Source organism: Natrinema sp. 1APR25-10V2 (genome assembly GCF_031626495.1).
Lineage (GTDB): Archaea > Halobacteriota > Halobacteria > Halobacteriales > Natrialbaceae > Natrinema.
In genome coordinates this window covers 15,695-32,979 of the sequence record NZ_JAMQOJ010000003.1, presented here as the reverse complement: position 1 = coordinate 32,979, position 17,285 = coordinate 15,695, and the positions used below count along the sequence as shown (strand labels likewise).

Below are 17,285 nucleotides of genomic sequence, written 5' to 3'. Positions count from 1 at the left end.
AACCGACGTGACCGCGTTACTCCGACGTGCCCCACTCGGCCGCCCGCTTCGGGCGGTCGGTGACGGCGGCGACCTCGAGTTCACCGTCGAAGCTATCGAGGGCTTCGACGTAGGCCTCGGCGCTGGCGACCGTCGAGAGGTAGGGGATCTCCTCTTCGACGGCCATCTCCAGCGAGTCGCGGTCGCGGCTGACGACGAAGTCGACCTTGCCCTCGCGGACGGCCTGTGGCACGTCGTCGAACTCGGTCACGTCGAAGTGCTCGTCGAAGCCGTCGACGTCGAGGTCGACCACGGCGGTGCCCTCGCTGACGGCGTTGCCGGCGGCCTGCTGGGCCTTCCAGTAGGCCGTGCCGAAGTCGCTGGCCGTGCCCATGACCTCGCCCGTGGACTTCATCTCCGGGCCGAGACGCGGGTCGGAGCCCGGCAGGCGGTCGAACGGCAGGACGACCTCCTTGATCGAGGTGTGGTCGGGGATCTGCTCCTGGGCATCGAGGCTCTCGAGCGTCTCGCCGGCCATGACCTGCGCGGCGAGTTTGGCGATCGGGACGCCCGTCGCCTTCGAGACGAACGGGACGGTACGCGAGGAACGCGGGTTCGCTTCCAGCACGTACACTTCACCGTCGCGAACGGCCAGCTGGACGTTCAGCAGCCCCTTCGTTTTGAGCGCCGCGGCGATATCCTCGGTGACTTCGCGGACGCGCTCCAGGGTCTCCTCGTCCAGCGAGCGCGGCGGGATCATACAGGCGGAGTCGCCGGAGTGGACGCCGGCGCTCTCGACGTGTTCCATGATGCCGCCGATGATGGTGTTGCGGCCGTCGGAGACCGCGTCGACGTCGAGTTCGATCGCGTCGGCGAGGAAGTCGTCGACGAGGATCGGTTTCTCGGGGCTGACGCGGACCGCTTCCTCGATGTAGGTCTCGAGTTCCTCGTCGTTGTAGACGACGTCCATCGCGCGGCCGCCCAGCACGTAGGAGGGGCGGACGAGGACGGGATAGCCGATATCGTGGGCGAGCTCGAGGGCCTCCTCCTTCGAGAAGGCGGTGCCGCCCTCCGGCTGCGCGATGCCGAGTTCGTCCATCAGAGCGTTGAAACGGTCGCGGTCCTCCGCCAGATCCATCGCTTCGACGCTCGTTCCCATGACCTCGCAGTCGAGGCCGCGGCGCTCGAGTTCGTCCTCAAGCGGTTCGCCGATGTTGACGGAGGTCTGACCCCCGAACTGGACCATCACGCCGTCGGCGCCGGTGGCCTCGGCCACGTCGGCGACTTCCTCGGCGGTGATGGGCTCGAAGAACAGCCCGTCGGAGGTGTCGTAGTCCGTCGAGACCGTCTCGGGGTTGTTGTTGACGACGTAGGCGTCGATCCCGAGGTCGCGCAGCGCGCGGACCGCGTGGACCGAACAGTAGTCGAACTCGACGCCCTGCCCGATGCGGATCGGGCCGCCGCCGACGACGATCACGCTCTCGAGATCGCGGTCGACCTCGAGCTCGCCCGAGGCGGCGTCGCCGATGAGCGGCCCCTTCTCGAACTCGTTTTTGCGCGAGGAGTAGTAGTACGGCGTCTCGGCTTTGAATTCCCCCGCGCAGGTGTCGACCTGCTTGTAGGTGCGACCCGGCACCTCGGTCTCGACGGTGTCGACGTCCGCGCCGGCGGCCGCGGCGATCGTCGCGTTGGTGTGGCCGGTGATCGCGGCCTCGGTGAAGTCGCCCTCCTGGGCCGCGAGCGTCGAGTCGGCGATGTTCTTGTAGCGCTCGGTGTACCACTCGAAGATGCCCGTCAGCTCCACGATGTCGTCGACGGTGTAGCCGCGGTCGAAGGCCTCGAACATCGCATAGGGGCGGTCCGGTGACGGGCGGGAGAGGTAGCGTTCCTCGAGTTCCTGGTCGTCGACTTCGGCCCAGTCGACGTCGGGCTCGTACTCGCTCGAGCGAAGCGCTTTGAGCAGCGACTCCTCGAAGGTGCGGCCGATGGCCATCGCCTCGCCGGTCGACTTCATCGCCGTCGTCAGCTCGAAGTCGACGTCGTCGAACTTGTCTTTGGGCCAGCGCGGAACCTTGGTGACGACGTAGTCGATCGCGGGCTCGAACGCGGCCGTGGTCTGGCCGGTGATTTCGTTCTCGATCTCGTGGAGGCGCTTGCCGAGCGCGACCTTCGCGGTCACGCGAGCGATCGGGTAGCCGGTCGCCTTCGAAGCGAGTGCGGAGGAGCGGGAGACACGGGGGTTGACCTCGACGACGCGGTACTCGCCGCCGGGCGTGCCGTCGTCGTGCCACGCGAACTGGATGTTACAGCCGCCCTGAATGCCGAGTTCCCGGATAACGTCGAGCGCAGCAGTGCGCATCTCCTGGTGGCCCTCGTCGGGAACGATCTGCGAGGGCGTGACGACGGTCGACTCGCCCGTGTGGATCCCCATCGGGTCGATGTTCTCCATGTTGCAGATGATGATACACGAGTCGTCGGCGTCGCGCATCACCTCGTACTCGTACTCGACCCAGCCGGCGATGGACTCGGTGATGAGAACCTCGCTGTTACGAGAGAGGCGCAGGCCCTTGCGGACGCGGCGGAGGAGTTCGCCCATCTCGTGGACGACGCCCGATCCCGATCCGCCCAGCGTGTAGGTCGTCCGGGCGATGACCGGGAGCCCGCCGACCTCGTCGACGGCGGCCTGAACGCGCTCTTTCAGGTCGTCCTCGGTCAGTTCCGAGACCTCCTCGCCCTCGTCGAGCGAGATCGTGGTCGAGGCGGGAACCGGCTGACCGATCTTCTCCATGCGCTGGCGGAAGAGGTCGCGGTCCTCGGTCGCGTAGATGGTGTCCAGCGGCGTCCCCATGATCTCGACGTCGTACTCCTCGAGCACACCTTCCTCGGCGAGTTCGGCGGTGACGTTCAGGCCGGTCTGACCGCCGAGGCCGGCGATGACGCCGTCGGGGTTCTCCTTGCGGATGATCTCGGCGATGGCGTCGGTCGTGATCGGCTCGATGTAGACCCGGTCGGCCATCTCGGGATCGGTCATGATCGTCGCCGGATTCGAATTCACGAGGACGACGCGGGCCCCTTCCTCCTGAAGCGCTCGGCAGGCCTGCGCGCCCGAGTAGTCGAATTCGGCGGCCTGTCCGATCTGGATCGGGCCGCTCCCGATCAAGAGGATCGTACGTCCGTCCCCCGTCTCGCTGTCTGCGGCGGTGTCCGTGCTCATTTGTCTTGTCGAATTGGAGTTCGCACATCGTAATAAGCCCCACGATACAGTACGAATCTCGAAATGCCTTTTCGAAATTCGAACCCGCGGGCGGGGATTTCAGGGACCGCCGGTTTCCAGCACGCGCGGCCGATCTCTCCGGAGTGAGTGTGACCCTCTCCCACCATTCAGTCGTCGTCTGATCGCGGTTTCTGACGGCTATAACCGCCCTCGTTGGCCATATCGCTTATCATAGCTCGTTCCCTCCTTCGAGTCGACTAGATGGCTGCGTTCGGCACCACAGGTTTTCAGCGCTTCCCACCCGTTATCTACGCCGATCCGGACCCCGAGGCCCGCCGGCGACTCGCCGACGAGCTCGAGACGACAGCCGACCTCGCGGTCGAACCCGTCGCAACGGCGACCGCCCTCCGAGACGCACTCGTCGGTGCCGACGGACGGCCGTGCGTCGTCACCGAGTACCGACTCGAGGAGACGGACGCGCTGTCGCTGTACGAACGCATCCGTGCTGACGGCCTCGCGGACGCCCCGTTCGTCCTCTACACCGCCGACGGCGACGAGACGCTCGCCAGCGACGCCATCACGGCGGGCCTGTCGGGATACGTCCCGAAAGATCGCGAGAATTCGATCGAGCGGCTGCTCGCCCAGCTCGAGACGGTCGGCGACGCGACTCCCGACGGCGACGAACCTGTTACCGATGGCCGACCCCGACCGGAGCGAGAACGGTGGGCTCCCCGGACCGAACGCGATCGGTTCGCCGCGGTGTTCGAGCACAGTCCCGATCCGATCATCGTGCTGCGTGACGACGGCACGAAACAGATCGTCGACGCCAATCCGGCGTTCGAGGGGACCTTCGGCTACGCGAAATCGGCCATCACCGGCAGCGCGATCGACGACGTGCTCGTTCCGGACGACGGCGATCCGGTGGCTATCGCCGACGCCGTGGGACTCGAGGAGGTCGTCACGGCCGACGTGGACCGACTGACGGCCGAGGGTCGCGGCGCGTTCCGCCTCGTGGGCTTTGCGACCGAGATCGACGACGAGGTCTACGAGTACGCGATCTACACCGACGTCAGCGAACGGAAGCGACGGGAACGCGAACTCGAGCGCCAGAACGACCGCCTCGACGCCTTCGCCAGCACCGTCTCTCACGACCTCCGGAACCCGTTGACCCTCGCCGCGGGCCACCTCGAGAACCTCGAACCGCACGTCGACGACGACGGCGAGCGCTACCACGAGGAGATCGCGTGGGCGCTCGGTCGGATGAACGACCTCATCGAGAGCGTCCTCGCGCTCGCCCGCAGCGGGCAGCAGTTGACCGAGACGGAACCGGTCGCTCTCGACGCGGTCATCGACCAAGCCCACCGCACCGTCGATCCGGAGATCGAGCTCGTCCGCGACGAGTCGTTACCGACGATCGAGGCCGACGCGGATCGGCTGCTCGTCCTCTTCGAGAACGTCTTCCGTAACGCCCGCGAGCACGCTGGCACCGACGCAACGCTGACGATCGAGGCCATCGACGGCGGATTCGCGATCGCCGACGACGGTCCCGGCGTCCCACCGGACGAGCGCGACGACATTCTCGAATCGGGGTACAGCACCGCCGCGGAGGGCACCGGTTTCGGTCTGGCGATCGTCGACGAGGTCGTCGACGCACACGGCTGGTCGATCGCGGTCGAGGAGAGCGAAGCCGGCGGACTTCGATTGGTCGTCTCGGTCGAGGAAAGTTAATCCAGTCGGCGCCGCTCCGCAGGGCTGCGGGGAGAACGTTCATGCTGCTCGAAGCGTGATCGAATAGCAGATCTATGTCCAACGGTACCGACGACGTCGGCGCAGTCCGCGCCACGGCGACGTCGTTCGAAATACTCGAGTATCTCCAACAGCGCGGCTACTCGTCGCTCTCGACGATCGCCGACGAACTTGACATCGCCAAGAGCACGGTTCACAGACACCTCAAAACGCTGGAACAGCTCGAGTACATCGTCGGTGACGCCGACGAGTTCGCCGTTGGACTCCGGTTTCTGGGTCTGGCCGAGGCGGCCCGCAGCCGTGGCGACGCGGTCCAGTTGGCCCGCGAAAAGACGACGGAACTGGCCGCCGAAACGAATGAACGGGCACAGTTCGTCGTCGAAGAGCACGGCTACGGCGTCTGTGTCTCGCGAGCAACGGGAGACCACGCCGTTGAGACAGCCCCGCAACTCGGATCTCGTATGCCCATGCATGCGACAGCCGCTGGGAAGGCCATCCTCGCGTTCGAGTCCGAGGAGCGGGTCAAGCAGATCCTCGAGGAGCGCAGGCTCGACCCCGTGACGTCTGAGTCGATTACCGACGAGGCGACGCTATACGAGGAACTGGCGACGATCCGCGAACAAGGGTACGCGGTCAACCGAGAGGAACACATCGCCGGTCTGACCGCGTTCGGCGCGCCGGTCAGACGCCGTGACGGATCCGTCGTGGGCGCGTTTAGTATCTCCGGGCCGACGAACCGCTTTACCGATCCAGAGAAGGAACGCGAGATCGCGACGTTGTTGCTCGGCACGACCAACGAACTGGAGTTGAACATCGCCCACTCGGTCGATTCGACGCCGTAGACGGCCCACCAGACCGCCAGCAAGGGCCAGAATCAGTCGTTGACGTCGATCTCGGGCGGCTTGAGGTCGGTCGAACGCCCGATAGCCCGCTTAACGAGTGCCGCGCCGGCGACCGCGCAGTCGTCCCCGTAGCGGGGCGCGACGATCTGTGCGCTAACCGGAAGGCCGTTGACCGCATCGACGGGTACGGAGACGGCCGGGTTCCCCGTCAGATTGAACGGCGCGGTGTTGCCGAGCAGGTCGTTGACCCCCTCGTGTGCGGTCACTTCGCCCCGACGGGGGGGCAGCGAACGGATCGTCGGCAACAGGAGACAGTCGACGGCCGCGAACGACTCCCGTAGCCGTCGGTCGAACGCCATCGCTTCGCGACGGCCGGCGACGTACGGCGCGCCGGCTTCGGTGGAGTCGAGCGCCGCCGCGGGAAGCACGCGCTCGGCGACGTGATCGCTGAACCCGTGTTCGTCGACGAACTCGCCGAACGCCCGCGACCAGCGCTCCGAATACGTCGACCCGACGCCGCGGACGGTGCCCCGCTGTCTGATGTACCAGGCGAACTCCGTCGAACCGATCAGGAAGTAGGCCTCCTCGATCACACCGAGCGGGAGCGACACCGACTCGACGGTCGCGTCGGTCTCGGCCTCGATTTCGGCCCTAAGCGCGTCGAATCGCTCGATCACGGCGGCCGAACACCGCTCGAGGAACTGGGTGGGAACGCCGAATGAGATCGTCTCGCCGCCGTCGACATCGACTGCCGATTCGGCGGACTCGGACGGACCAGTCTTCAGATCCCGCCGGTCGGCGGCCTGGATACTGCGCCGAACTGCGTCGGCGGTCTCGAGGTCCCGCGCGAGCGGACCGACGGTGTCCAGCGACGGCGCGAACGGGACGACGCCGTGAGTCGGGACGGTCCCGTAAGTCGGTTTGATACCGACGATCCCACAGCAAGCAGCAGGAATCCGAACGCTTCCGCCGGTGTCGGTTCCGAGAGCCGCGTCGACGGTCCCCGCGGCGACGGCCGCCCCGCTCCCGCTCGAGGAGCCGCCGGGGATCCGCGCCGCGTCGAGGGGGTTCCGTACCTCCTCGATGCGGCTGAACTCACCGCTGGGACCGAACGCGAACGCGTCCATGTTCGCCTTGCCCAGCAGGCCGGCACCGCTCTCGAGGAGCGCGTCGACGACCGCGGCGTCGAAGTCGGGAACGTGGGAAAACCCGTCGGAGCCACAGGTCAGCTCGAGGCCGGCGGCCGCGATGTTGTCCTTCACGACGACGGTGGTCCCCGCGAGCAGCCGATCAGTATCCGGGTCCGGCGCTCGCTCTCGGGGGTCGTCGTAGCCGTCGAGCAGGGCGCCGTGGTCGTCGTCGATCCGCGAACCGTGGCGCTCGACCGAACCCTCGCTCGACGTCGCGGTCGCTACCGACGTCGATCGCTCGCGGAGTTCGTCCGCGGCCGCGAGGCAGTTCGCGATGGCGTCGCTGGGAAGGTCGAACCCGAGGTCAGTAGCGACCGATTCGAGATCCGGCCGGTCCATCAGTTGTCTGCCTCCAGTTTGGTTCCGGTGGTCTCGGCGTTCGGCCCCGGCGCTCGGTCGGCTTTTTCCTCGTCATAGAGGATGCGCAACAGGGCGTAGATCGTGACCAGTGAGAGCGCTACGCCGACGAGCCAGACCGTCCACATGATCGCTGCCATTTCAATCACCCCCCATCGGCGCGTCGGTCGTATCAGCTATTTCGGCGACGCCCTCCTCCTGTTCGGTGGCAGCGCTGATAACGACCATCACGGCCGAGGACAACAACAGGCCGTAGGTGCCGCGAACGAACACGCTCGGCGCGTTCGAGACGAACGTGATGACGGTGTAGCCGACGACGCCGACGATCATCGAGGCGATCGCCGCCTTTCTGGTGACGAAGTTCGGGAAATAGATCCCGAACATGATCGGCGGAACCGTCGCGGCCGCGACCCCCGAAATACCGATCCAGATCAGCTCCCCAATGTTGAACGGCGAGGTCAACGCAATGGCGTACGCGATGACTCCGACGGCGAGCACGACGCCCTGCGCGAGGTACCGGGAGACGGTGTCGGCGCGCCCGGCTTCCATGTCGACGTAGCCGTCCTCGACGAGGTACTTCAGGAAGATGTCGTTGGCGACCGCCGTCGAGAGCACGATGAACAGGCCGTCGGTCGTCGACAACGCGGCCGCGAGGATGACCAGTCCGAGGAAGGCCGCGACGATCGCGGGTAGGTAGTCCATCGCGTACACGAAGATGGCTTCATCGGCAGTCGTGAGCCCCGAGTCGAGCGCGAGGAGGTAGAATCCGCCGAGAATCGTCAAAAGAAAACACATCGTCAGGCCGACGTAAGTGACGATCATCTTGCGGAGGTTCCGCGGATCGTCGAGCGCCAGGACCTTGTTAAACAGCTGTGGCTGAGCGGAGAACGCGAACTCGAGGATGAAGATCGAGAGAATCGCGAACCCGCTGTAGTAGATCGCCGACTCGGGGTTGATCGGATTGAGCAGCGACGGATCGGACGCAGCCATCTCGGCCTCGATGTGCGAGAACGTCTCGATCGGGCCGCCCCCGAATATCCAGAACGCCGAAACGAAAATGACCACGCCCATAATCGCCATCAGGACGGCCTGAACGGCGTCGGTGTAGATGTCGGCGTAGGTCGCGCCGGCGATGACGTAGAGCACCACGATGACCGTGATGATGGTGAGCGCGATTCCCTGTTCGAATCCTAGCAGCACGGTGAAGAACAGCGCACCGGCATCGAGCTGGGCCGCGATGTAGAACACGTTGAACATGACCGCCAGCGCGCCCCACACGCGGACGAACTGACTCCCGTAGAACGAGCCGAGCCAGTCGGGAAGCGAGAGGGCCTTCTGGGTCACGTTGATCTCGCGGACTCGCTTCGCGAACAGGATCAGCGCGATCGGCGACGCGCCGATCAACGCCAGATACATCCAGAGGTTCGACAGGCCGTAGTTGTACGACCAGCCGACGTAGCCGACGAACGTCGCCGCGCTGAAGAACGTCGCGGCGAACGCCGCCCCGAGGGCGTACGGACCGAGCGTCGCGCTCGCGATCGCGAAGTCCGACATGCTTTGCGTCCTCGTCCATCCGAGATACGCCAGTCCGGCGACCACGGTCATGAATAAACCGAGGCCGATCCAGAGGTACACTTCGAGCATTCGTCCACGTGTGCCAACAGACCACTTGGTTATGAATGTTGTGTTTTCCAGCATATAAGACAACAAAGGCAGAAATAATGGAGCGTATTTGTTCGATTGTTCGAAACGTGGCGAGTGGCGGCTATTCCGGTCCGACACGCTGGGACGAGCGAAGAAACCGGCCGTACAGCGTTTAAAGTGCGATCTGCTACGTGGAACGCCGTTCGTCGGCCGAAAAACGACGCGAGCGGCGGAACGCGGACCGTGACGGGTCCCGCGAGATCGGCGTATCCGTTTCACTCTGCAAAACGGTTTCAAACGGGATCGGATCACCGGCCTCACGGCCGGCTCGTTTCGCGGTCAGTCGACTCGCGATCGTGACTACAGCGGCCGATCGTGTTCGCTCTCGAAATTCCGCTGTCGCCGGTACTGGTCGACGAACTCGCTCACGTCGAACTCGAGCATCTGGGACTCGAACTCGGTGATCGCGGCGTCGTCCTCGGCGTGGCTGACCGCGTGTTCCATGAGTTCCACGACGAGTTCCACGACGACCTCGTGAAGCCGCCGGGCGTCGAAGTCGGTCATCCACAACAGAGTGTAGCCGACGGCCCCGTCGTCGCTCGCGTCGTGGACGGCGACTTTCTCGGGAAACTCCTCCAAGACGATCCCCAGCAGGTGGGGCGTGCCGAACGACTCGAACTCGTCGTCGGTGTCGATCGTCTCCTCGAGCACGGCCACGAGCGATTCCGGGAAGAACCGGGAGGGCGGATGCACGTCGGTCACGACGGCGTGAGTCTCGCCGCAGGGACACCGGTACTCGCGCATCCCCAGATCGATCTCGTGGGGATCGACGGTCTCCCCGCAGGGGAGCTCGAGCCGATCGCCACCGCTTGCACCCGGCGCGCTGGGGGCTGTCATTGGGCGAAATTCGGGCGGGACGGCCATAAGGCCGACGACTCGGGCCATCGCTCGAGCGGCGAGCGGTCTCGCGCACGGCCATCGAGGCCAAAGACTAACCGCGCGGTGCTGGTGTGTTCGGCCATGCCATCGGAGACGGACACCGTTCGCGTGTGGCTCGTCGAGCGCGGCTACACCAACCGCGACCTCGTGATCCTCCAGTACGCGACGCCCGACGGGGAGGGAGTCTACCGGCGGGAACTCGCACCACAGGCCCTCGAGGGGGCGACGGTGACCGCCGCCAAGGACGTCTCGCCCAGCGATCTCGAGACGGTCGAGGAGGCGGCCGTCCGAGACCGATACGCCGACGAAGCGGCGCGGATGGCGGACGAACACGCGCCCGACGACACGGTCTGACTACCGCGGGTGACGGCCCGTGAGATGGACGGCTGCCGAACGAGCGACGAGAGCGATCAAAGATCGGAGCCGCCGAACCGAGAGTAACCGACGGCCAGCGGGACGACGAGCCACAGGGCGAGCACGACGAGGCCGATCTCGGGGCTCGAGTAGAACGGCTCGGCCGCGTCGGCGGACGCCTGCACGCCGGCGCCCGACTGGGCGGGGTCGGCACCGACCGTCGCGGCGATATCGGGCAACAGCGCGACGATAGCGGAGAAGTACGCCGCGGACGGCGAGACCTGCATCAGCGGGTACAGCCAATCGGGCATCGTCGTCGGGAGCGCGAATCCGTTGACGACGTAGAGGATCCCCATCGGAATCGCATCCCAGAGCAGTTCGAAGACGACGAAGAAGCCGAGCGCCAGCGTCGTCGCGCGCGACGTCGACCCCGTCGTCGCCGAGAGGCCGACGACGATCGTCGCGTAGACGGCCGCGAAGGCCAGCGTGACCAGGACGAACGTCACGGCCGCCAGGGCATCGATCTCGCCGAGCAAGGCGGCACCGACCCCGAGGCCGACGAGGAGACCGACGCCGAGGCCGAAGACGAGGACGGCGGCCCGGCCGACGACCTTGCCGGCGAAGACTTGTCCGCGCGTGGTCGGCAAGGAGAGCAACAGCTTGATGCTCCCGAGTTCGCGCTCGCCGGCGAGGGACTTGTAACAGACGACGATGGCCGCGAGCGGGACGAACAGCCCGACGAGTCCGACCGTAAAGAAGAGCAGCCCGCCGAACGTCGCGCCGGCGGGCGAGCCGAACAGTTGGGGTACCTCGACGTAGGCGTACGTGGCGATGATCGAGAGGAGCACGAAGACGGTCACGAGCGCCCACAGCGCCCGCGACTGGACGGCGTCCCGAAAGTCCTTCTTCGCGACGACGGCCCAGGTCATGCCTCCACCTCCTGACCCTCGTTCGTGTAGCGGACGAACAGGTCCTCGAGCGAGGACTCGACGACCGAGAAGTCCTGCACCGGGGCCACCTCGTCGATGGCGTCCAGCGCGGCGAACTTCGAGACGCCGTCGACGCTCACCCGCAGCCGGCCGTCGTCGATCGACGCGCTACTGACGCCCTCGAGCCGCTGGACCCGCTCGAGGACGCCCTCGTCGAGTTCCGACACGTAGACGTACAGCATCTCGCCGGTCTCGGTCGCGTCGCGGAGCCCGTCGATCGTGTCGACGGCGACGAGCCGACCGCGGTCGATGATCGCCACGCGGTCGCAGACCGCCTCGACCTGCTCCATGACGTGACTCGAGAAGAAGACGGTCGTCCCGCGTTCGTTCTCCTCGCGGATGATCTCGCGCATCTCTCGAGCGCCGTTCGGGTCGAGGCCGGTCGACGGCTCGTCTAAGACGAGCAGATCGGGATCGCCGACCAGCGCCATCGCCAGCGCCAGCCGCTGGCGCATCCCCTTCGAGTAGCCGCCGGCCTTCCGATCGGCCGCGTCGGCGATTCGGACCCGCTCGAGAAGCGCCGCGGGGTCGTCGTCGACGCCTTTCATCTCGATGGCGAACTCGACGTGCTGGCGGCCGGTGAGCCGGTCGTAGACGTGGTAGGCGTCCGGTAGGACGCCGGTCCGACTTCGGACGGCCAGCCCCTCGGATTGGGCGTCGTAGCCCAGCACGGTCGCGGTCCCGCCGGTCGGGCGAATGAAGTCCAATAGGATGTCTATCGTCGTCGACTTCCCCGCGCCGTTTGGCCCCAGAAAGCCGAAGATTTCGCCCTCCTCGACGGTGAGATCGAGCCCGTCGACCGCGACGACGTCGCCGAAGCGCTTCGTCAGCCCCTCGAGTTCAATTGCTGCCATACTCGAGCCCCCGGTACGCCGTCGTACCCCGCAGTGTCGGTGAGCCGTGCTGCATACGCGCTCATACGCATCGACTACGATAAGTATTGTCGTTATGCCAACATAACGACAGCGATACTACTCAAATATGTTTGAGCCGACCGGACGAACGTGGCGAGGAGGTGGGGCCGACTCGTCAGTCGTCGCCGATCGCTTCGGTGGCGGCCGCCACCGGGACGACCGCGAGCGAGTCGTCCATCTCGAGGCGAAGCGTCTCGCTGCCGAACGTGATCTCGAACGTCGCCTCGAGCGGGTCGAGAGCGGCGATGTCGGTCGTTATCGCGTCCGTGACGACGTACTCGAAGAACTCCCAGATCGGGGTATCCGGCAGGGAGATGCCGTGGTTCCAGAAGAACTCGAGCGCGACGGGATGGAACGCCGCCGAGACCTCGATCGGCATGTGTACCGTGAACCGACACTCGCGGCACGTGCTCTCGAGCGTGTGTAGCGTCCGGCCGTCGTGGTCGTGTTCGACGGCGGTGGTGTCGACCGGACCGTAACACTCCGGACAGACCGAGCCCCGAACCAGCGCGTACGTGCTCCAGATCCGATGACCGACGCTGTCGACGATCTCCTCGGCCGACCGGTTTCGCGTCTGACTTCTGGGCAGGAGGTCGGTCACTAGGGCCGCCTCGCACGGCTCACAGCGGACCACGAAGCGCTCGTCGTCGACCGTCGCGACGAGCGAGTTCCCACCGCAGAACACGCAGGCACCGCCGACCGCCACGTCGTCGAAGCTGTGCGTGCTCTCGTACAGTCCGGAACGGATCGTCCGGACGATCTTGGTGCCGCCGTACGTCAGCCGGTAGCCGTCGGGCGTCTCGGCGACGAACCGGCCGACGAGGCGGTCGAGGTGATACGAGAACTGGGACGTGCTGTCGACGTCGACAGCGTCGTACAGCGCCGTAAACGGCATCGGAAGGGGCTGCTCTCGCTGCTCCCGCTCGGCCTCGACGAGCGCGAGCAGGATCTCGAGGCGGGTCCGGTTGCCGAGCGCGCCGAGTGCGTCGACGGTTTCCTGATCGATCCGAACGTCGTCCGGCGGGTTCATCGGTCGTGCCTCCACTCGTCGGTCGTCCACATAATCGTGTATTCACACCCCAGAGAGGATAGAAAGAGCGATCGTCGCTGGCGGGTAGGACGGCCGGTCAGGGCCAGTCGTCCCGGACCGGCTCCGCGTCCTCTTCGTCGTCGTCGGCGTGGGTCGCCAGAATCCAGTCGGCCGCCTCGGCGGCGTCCTCGACGGCGAGGTACTCCCAGTCGACCTCGTCGGCCAACTGCTCGTCCTCGTCGCTGGCACCGATGTAGACGTAGCGATCGGTGTCGAACTGATCTTTGACGCCCTCGAGGCTCTCCGCTTTCCCGCGGGGGCCGGAGAAGAAGTCCTGTCGGATGCGGTTCTTCCGCGTGAAGTTCGTTACGACGTAGGTCGGCTTCTCGGAGACGACCCCGATGTACTCGGTCCAGCCTCTGGCGTCTTCGAACACGCGCTCGGGCGAGGCGAGCTCTTTGAGCGCCTCGAGTTCGAACGCCAGGGTCATGTCGCTGTCGCCGTTCATGCGTCATCGAACGCGTGCGGCCGGGAAAACGACTTCGATACGGGCACAGCCGAGACCGCGGCGAACAACTCAGGCGCGTTCGACGCGGTAGTACTCCGTGAAGACGATCACCTCACCCGGCTCGAGCGAGGCGTCCTCCAGACCCGTCACCGGTCCCGACTCGACGACCTCGTAGAAGCGCTGCAACGTCTCCTCGCTCAGTTCGTCGACGTGGGTGACCGCGTCGGCGGCGCCGACCGTCTCGACCTCGCGTACTCGTAGCCGCGGCATGGCCGTGTTACTTGTAGACATGGTATATCGAGGCACACGTGCCGCACGGACTTAATATTCGTGCACCGAGCGCCGGTTGCCGCCCCCCTGTACGCCACGGTCGTCCACTCCATCGGCTATAAATCCGATATCTTCCACAGCAACGTCCGAACCGTCGCGATCGGCGGCCGGAGCCGCCGTTCCGGACACCAGCAATATCGTCCGACTGTCGCGCTCGCTCGAGATCGGATCGAGAAAAACGAGCGCGCGACCGGTCTCGTTACCGGCCGAAGTACCGGTCGTAGACCGCCTCGGCAGTGCGAAGCGCCAGCGCCTGCCCGGTGTGGGTCGGGTTCTGCCCGCCCAAAGCGTTGGGGATCGCGCTGTGGTCGCCGACGAACAGCCGGTCGACGTCGTAGGCCTCGCCGCCCTCGTCGACGACTCGCCCCATAGCCATCGTGCTGTGGATGAGATACGGCGGCATGTTCGTCCGGTGGACGTGCTCGGCCCCGGCGGCCCGCGGGAGTTGAGCCTATCGTCTCTCGTTCGTTATCCGTCTCTCGTCACGTTCGGTGCGAGCCCCGCCGCTCTCGGCCGAGACGGGTCGGAGATTGGAGACTGCGGCGAGCGAAATCCGGACCGAACCACCGCGAAAACGGAGCGCCGTCCGACCGGCGACACCGACTTACTGTTCCTGGGCCGGGGCGAGTTCGTCGAGGTCGACCTGCTTCTCGAGGAGGACCTCGGCCTGATCGGCGACCGGGCGCTGTTCGCGCATCAACTGCTTGTACTTGCTCTGCGGGGAGAGGTCGCCGATGAGCACCCCGCCGACGATCTTGCCGTCCTTGAACGCGATCCGTCGCCACTCGGTGTCGCTGTACTTCCGTTCGGCGTGCTCGTCGCCCAGCGTCGGGTGGCCAAAGGAGAGGAACGGGAAGTCGAAGTGTGTGATGGAGTACGAGGAGACCCACTGGAACTCCTCGGCCTCGTCGTCGGCGGCCATGTTGATCGCGGCGACCCGACCCTGTTCCTTGGCCGAGCCCCACGAACCGTTCTGGGCCTGCTCGCCGAGGAGCACGTCGTAGAACCGAGTGATGTCGCCCGCGGCGTAGACGTCGTCGACGTTCGTCTGCATGTACTCGTCGACGACGATGCCGTTGTCCTCCTCGAGGCCGGCCCCGCGGAGGTACTCGGTGTTGAACGTCAGGCCGATGGCGACGCCGGCGAAGTCGCAGTCGTAACGGTCGCCGTTGGGGTCGACGGCGGCGGTAACGTGGCCCTCGTCGTCGGTCTCGAAGTGATCGACGCCGCTGTCGAAGACGGGTTCGACGCCAACCTCGCGCATGCCTTCGTGCATGATCTCCGCGCCGTCGCCGGAGAGTGCGTATCGCCACCAGCGGTCGCCGCGCATCAGGTAGTCGGCCTCGATGCCCTGCGCGCCGCAGACGGCCGCGAAGTCGATGCCGAGCAGGCCGGCACCGACGATGACGCCGCGGTCGGCGCGCTCGGCGTGCTCGCGGATACCGCGGGCGTCCTGGAACGTCCAGAAGTGGTGGATGCCGTCGGCGTCGCTGTTGTCGACCGGCAACTGCGTCGGCGTTCCGCCGGTGGCGACCAGCAGTTTGTCGTACGAGATGTCGCCGCTCGAATGCGTGTAGACGACCTTCTCGTCCGTATCGACGCTCGTCACGTGGGTGTTCAACGAGAGGTCGATATCGCGGTCCTCGTACCACTCTTCGTCGTGAATCGAGATGGGGGCTTCGGGGAGTTTTCCTTTCGCGTGTTCCTTGATCAGAATCCGGTTATACAGTGGCTCCCCCTCATCGGTGATGACGGTAATCTTCGCGTCCGGGTCTTCCTCCCGGAGGGTCTCGGCGGCCGAACTGCCCGAGATCCCGTCACCGATGATGACGTACTGAGTCATATCCCGAACGTTCGTAATGCGGGTTAAAGTGGGTTGCTATCTCGTCCATTTTGCCGGACGTGGTGTCACGACACAACGATCGTAAACTGTGAGGCGAATACGTTTACTGAACTGTATTCGGAGACGAACGTTTCGACGGCAGCCTCGAGAGAGCAAGGCTTGCTGCCATCTCGGACGCGATTCGCCATATTGTGGCCGATCGGCCGCCACGAACGAGTGAGGGATTCGGCCGATGGGTGATTTAACATTGTTGTCCGAACCGTTCTTTAGTGGCTGCTTCTAACACGGTAGCATGAAACTCCGCCAGAACGCGAAACACTTCGCCTATCGAAAGGCCCTCGAGACGCCGGGTATCCGCTCGGTCGCCAACTCGGGGCTGGTTAAACTCCACACCAAAATCTTCGCCGGCAAGGCCGATCCCGCCCACGCAGCGGAGCGAAAACCCCACCTCGACGGCCTCTTCGACGCGACGATGGACAGCTACCTGCGGGCGCTCCAGGAGGGCTACTCCGAAGCCGAGGCCCGCGAGATCACCCACATTCAGGCCAACTTCGACTTCTACAACCACGGCTGGACCGAGATGATGGAGTTCCCCGCCGACGAACTCGAGACCCACTACGATCGCTACCGCGAGTTCTTCGAGCGCTGGGACGTGACGATCGACGAGCCACTGGGCCAGTTCGCGCCGCCGGACGGACTCCCCGAGGCCCCCTCGACGCCCGAGAAGCTCGCGGAACCCGAGCATCCCCACGCGGAGGGTGGCTTCGCCGACGACGTCTACGTCGAGACCGACGACGGGGAGCTGATCGTCGGTGGTCAGGAGGAGCCCGAAGACGTAGACGTTTCGCAGGTCGTCGAGAACGAAGACGACTGACTCGAGGGAGGCCGCGCATGCGGACCCGTCACTGGCCCACCTCGATTCGAACGATACGAACCGGTTACCGCCGCGAACGGTCGACATTCTTCATGGCGTGGATACAGTAACTCGCTCGTACCGATAATACGATCAGATGGTTTCCGTCGGTAATGCGTCGACGAACGTCTCTCGCAGCGGCCGCGACGCTGCCGCGCGATCGTCACACTCTGTGCGCTCCTCGGCTTCTTCCTCTTTGCCATCCAGCCGTTCTACCAGAACGCCGTCGCGGTCTACACGCCGCCGGACGCCCGCAGCCTCTCCTACGGCTACACCTATCTCGCCGAGTTCGGATTCGGCTCGGCGAGCATCGCCGTCGGCGGGTTCGTCCTGGGCGAACTCTCGCAAACGCTGTTCTTCGCGGTGATCGGTAGCTTCGCGGTTGTAGGCGGGCTCCTCGCGAGCGCGTTGGTAGTCGGCGGTGGTCGGTTCACGACAGTCGGAGACACGCTCGAGGCGAACGCGGACGACTGACGGCGTCGAAGGACGGCTG

The 17,285-nt window shown here is 65.6% G+C and carries 16 protein-coding genes and 1 pseudogene; 5 read left to right on the top strand and 12 right to left on the bottom strand.

Going from position 1 to position 17,285, the window contains the following annotated elements; all coding sequences use genetic code 11:
- Nucleotides 1-16: 16 nt before the first annotated feature.
- A complete protein-coding gene (carB, locus tag NDO75_RS09490; protein WP_310905921.1) occupies nt 17-3,193 on the bottom strand; it encodes a carbamoyl-phosphate synthase large subunit in 3,177 nt (1,058 codons plus the stop codon).
- A gap of 261 nt (nt 3,194-3,454) precedes the next feature.
- On the opposite strand from carB, the gene NDO75_RS09485 reads away from it, so the two are divergent.
- Together NDO75_RS09485 and NDO75_RS09480 are read left to right on the top strand one after the other, a co-directional pair.
- Complete coding sequence (locus NDO75_RS09485) at nt 3,455-4,921, top strand: ATP-binding protein (protein ID WP_310905920.1); 1,467 nt, start codon at nt 3,455-3,457, stop codon at nt 4,919-4,921.
- Nucleotides 4,922-4,995: 74 nt separating this feature from the next.
- Entirely contained in the window at nt 4,996-5,781 is a 786-nt protein-coding gene (locus tag NDO75_RS09480; RefSeq protein WP_310905919.1) for an IclR family transcriptional regulator, read from the top strand.
- A gap of 32 nt (nt 5,782-5,813) precedes the next feature.
- Here NDO75_RS09480 and NDO75_RS09475 read toward each other — a convergent pair whose 3' ends face one another.
- The 4 genes from NDO75_RS09475 to NDO75_RS09460 form a co-directional block, all read right to left on the bottom strand.
- Nucleotides 5,814-7,310 carry an amidase gene (locus tag NDO75_RS09475; protein ID WP_310905918.1) on the bottom strand — a complete coding sequence of 499 codons (1,497 nt, stop codon included), beginning with the start codon at nt 7,308-7,310 and terminating at the stop codon, nt 5,814-5,816.
- Nucleotides 7,310-7,468, bottom strand: coding sequence for a hypothetical protein (locus tag NDO75_RS09470; protein ID WP_310905917.1), 159 nt, complete (start codon nt 7,466-7,468; stop codon nt 7,310-7,312). Before NDO75_RS09470 ends, NDO75_RS09475 begins: the two co-directional genes overlap by 1 nt.
- Nucleotide 7,469: 1 nt before the next feature.
- Nucleotides 7,470-8,972 (bottom strand): hypothetical protein, encoded by a 1,503-nt coding sequence (locus NDO75_RS09465; protein ID WP_310905916.1) that lies wholly within the window; start codon nt 8,970-8,972, stop codon nt 7,470-7,472.
- A gap of 360 nt (nt 8,973-9,332) precedes the next feature.
- On the bottom strand, nt 9,333-9,869 hold the full coding sequence (locus NDO75_RS09460) for a DUF5815 family protein (RefSeq protein WP_310905915.1): 537 nt from the start codon (nt 9,867-9,869) through the stop codon (nt 9,333-9,335).
- A gap of 123 nt (nt 9,870-9,992) precedes the next feature.
- Between NDO75_RS09460 and NDO75_RS09455 the strand changes: the two genes are divergently transcribed.
- Complete coding sequence (locus NDO75_RS09455) at nt 9,993-10,265, top strand: hypothetical protein (RefSeq protein ID WP_310905914.1); 273 nt, start codon at nt 9,993-9,995, stop codon at nt 10,263-10,265.
- 56 nt (nt 10,266-10,321) lie between these two features.
- Here the strand turns inward: NDO75_RS09455 and NDO75_RS09450 are convergent, their stop codons facing one another.
- The 7 genes from NDO75_RS09450 to NDO75_RS09420 form a co-directional block, all read right to left on the bottom strand.
- A complete protein-coding gene (locus NDO75_RS09450) occupies nt 10,322-11,194 on the bottom strand; it encodes an ABC transporter permease subunit (protein WP_310905913.1) in 873 nt (290 codons plus the stop codon).
- Nucleotides 11,191-12,108, bottom strand: coding sequence for an ABC transporter ATP-binding protein (locus NDO75_RS09445; protein WP_310905912.1), 918 nt, complete (start codon nt 12,106-12,108; stop codon nt 11,191-11,193). Before NDO75_RS09445 ends, NDO75_RS09450 begins: the two co-directional genes overlap by 4 nt.
- Nucleotides 12,109-12,283: 175 nt before the next feature.
- Entirely contained in the window at nt 12,284-13,198 is a 915-nt protein-coding gene (locus NDO75_RS09440; RefSeq protein ID WP_310905911.1) for a helix-turn-helix domain-containing protein, read from the bottom strand.
- Between the two features lie 97 nt (nt 13,199-13,295).
- Nucleotides 13,296-13,706: a hypothetical protein gene (locus NDO75_RS09435; RefSeq protein ID WP_310905910.1), complete on the bottom strand. Its 411-nt coding sequence runs from the start codon at nt 13,704-13,706 to the stop codon at nt 13,296-13,298.
- Between the two features lie 69 nt (nt 13,707-13,775).
- Nucleotides 13,776-13,997, bottom strand: coding sequence for a hypothetical protein (locus tag NDO75_RS09430; RefSeq protein WP_310905909.1), 222 nt, complete (start codon nt 13,995-13,997; stop codon nt 13,776-13,778).
- Between the two features lie 238 nt (nt 13,998-14,235).
- Complete coding sequence (locus NDO75_RS09425; protein WP_345784897.1) at nt 14,236-14,439, bottom strand: GMC oxidoreductase; 204 nt, start codon at nt 14,437-14,439, stop codon at nt 14,236-14,238.
- A 201-nt stretch (nt 14,440-14,640) separates the two neighbouring features.
- Nucleotides 14,641-15,879, bottom strand: a complete 1,239-nt coding sequence (locus NDO75_RS09420) for an FAD-dependent oxidoreductase (RefSeq protein ID WP_310905907.1) — start codon at nt 15,877-15,879, stop codon at nt 14,641-14,643.
- Nucleotides 15,880-16,171: 292 nt separating this feature from the next.
- On the opposite strand from NDO75_RS09420, the gene NDO75_RS09415 reads away from it, so the two are divergent.
- Nucleotides 16,172-16,753, top strand: a complete 582-nt coding sequence (locus tag NDO75_RS09415; protein ID WP_310905906.1) for a DUF6149 family protein — start codon at nt 16,172-16,174, stop codon at nt 16,751-16,753.
- A 222-nt stretch (nt 16,754-16,975) separates the two neighbouring features.
- Nucleotides 16,976-17,266, top strand: a pseudogene (locus NDO75_RS09410) (MFS transporter); the annotation flags it as partial.
- Nucleotides 17,267-17,285 lie beyond the last annotated feature (19 nt).

Excerpts from the sequence above, each read along its gene's own strand:
- carB (WP_310905921.1), bottom strand. The coding sequence starts at position 3,193 with ATGAGCACGGACACCGCCGCAGACAGCGAGACGGGGGACGGACGTACG.
- NDO75_RS09485 (WP_310905920.1), top strand. The coding sequence starts at position 3,455 with ATGGCTGCGTTCGGCACCACAGGTTTTCAGCGCTTCCCACCCGTTATC.
- NDO75_RS09480 (WP_310905919.1), top strand. The coding sequence starts at position 4,996 with ATGTCCAACGGTACCGACGACGTCGGCGCAGTCCGCGCCACGGCGACG.
- NDO75_RS09475 (WP_310905918.1), bottom strand. The coding sequence starts at position 7,310 with ATGGACCGGCCGGATCTCGAATCGGTCGCTACTGACCTCGGGTTCGAC.
- NDO75_RS09470 (WP_310905917.1), bottom strand. The coding sequence starts at position 7,468 with ATGGCAGCGATCATGTGGACGGTCTGGCTCGTCGGCGTAGCGCTCTCA.
- NDO75_RS09465 (WP_310905916.1), bottom strand. The coding sequence starts at position 8,972 with ATGCTCGAAGTGTACCTCTGGATCGGCCTCGGTTTATTCATGACCGTG.
- NDO75_RS09460 (WP_310905915.1), bottom strand. The coding sequence starts at position 9,869 with ATGACAGCCCCCAGCGCGCCGGGTGCAAGCGGTGGCGATCGGCTCGAG.
- NDO75_RS09455 (WP_310905914.1), top strand. The coding sequence starts at position 9,993 with ATGCCATCGGAGACGGACACCGTTCGCGTGTGGCTCGTCGAGCGCGGC.
- NDO75_RS09450 (WP_310905913.1), bottom strand. The coding sequence starts at position 11,194 with ATGACCTGGGCCGTCGTCGCGAAGAAGGACTTTCGGGACGCCGTCCAG.
- NDO75_RS09445 (WP_310905912.1), bottom strand. The coding sequence starts at position 12,108 with ATGGCAGCAATTGAACTCGAGGGGCTGACGAAGCGCTTCGGCGACGTC.
- NDO75_RS09440 (WP_310905911.1), bottom strand. The coding sequence starts at position 13,198 with ATGAACCCGCCGGACGACGTTCGGATCGATCAGGAAACCGTCGACGCA.
- NDO75_RS09435 (WP_310905910.1), bottom strand. The coding sequence starts at position 13,706 with ATGAACGGCGACAGCGACATGACCCTGGCGTTCGAACTCGAGGCGCTC.
- NDO75_RS09430 (WP_310905909.1), bottom strand. The coding sequence starts at position 13,997 with ATGTCTACAAGTAACACGGCCATGCCGCGGCTACGAGTACGCGAGGTC.
- NDO75_RS09425 (WP_345784897.1), bottom strand. The coding sequence starts at position 14,439 with ATGCCGCCGTATCTCATCCACAGCACGATGGCTATGGGGCGAGTCGTC.
- NDO75_RS09420 (WP_310905907.1), bottom strand. The coding sequence starts at position 15,879 with ATGACTCAGTACGTCATCATCGGTGACGGGATCTCGGGCAGTTCGGCC.
- NDO75_RS09415 (WP_310905906.1), top strand. The coding sequence starts at position 16,172 with ATGAAACTCCGCCAGAACGCGAAACACTTCGCCTATCGAAAGGCCCTC.